Annotated in this window: 2 tRNA genes; both read left to right on the top strand. The window is 51.8% G+C overall.

Features of this window, described 5'->3' with window-relative positions:
- Window positions 1-47: 47 nt before the first annotated feature.
- Window positions 48-124, top strand: a tRNA-Ile gene (locus HZZ01_RS20725).
- Between the two features lie 142 nt (window positions 125-266).
- Window positions 267-342 (top strand) — tRNA-Ala (locus tag HZZ01_RS20720).
- The last annotated feature ends 50 nt before the right edge of the window (window positions 343-392 follow it).

Genomic DNA, 392 nt, shown 5'->3' with positions numbered 1-392 from the left:
CCACACAGATTGTCTGATAAAAAGTAACGAGCAGAAAAAACCTCTACAGGCTTGTAGCTCAGGTGGTTAGAGCGCACCCCTGATAAGGGTGAGGTCGGTGGTTCAAGTCCACTCAGGCCTACCAAATTCGCACTCACGCTGCGTTATGTTCCCGGCTCGCATAGTTCACTATGCTTCGCGGAAACATGCCTTGCCTGAGCACGAATTGCATTTCTCACGAAGTGTACTCGGTTGAGTGGTAGTAGTGGTCTCTGCAGTAACTGTATGGGGCTATAGCTCAGCTGGGAGAGCGCCTGCCTTGCACGCAGGAGGTCAGCGGTTCGATCCCGCTTAGCTCCACCATACCGTTAATCTGTTTTTTCTGAATACTTCAGAGCGTACCGGCAACGGTG

It is taken from the genome of Pantoea sp. WMus005, from assembly GCF_013415305.1.
In the GTDB taxonomy this organism is placed as follows: domain Bacteria; phylum Pseudomonadota; class Gammaproteobacteria; order Enterobacterales; family Enterobacteriaceae; genus Pantoea; species Pantoea rara.
The sequence above is the reverse complement of the archived record's forward strand: the minus strand, read 5'-3'. Positions and strand labels throughout refer to the sequence as shown.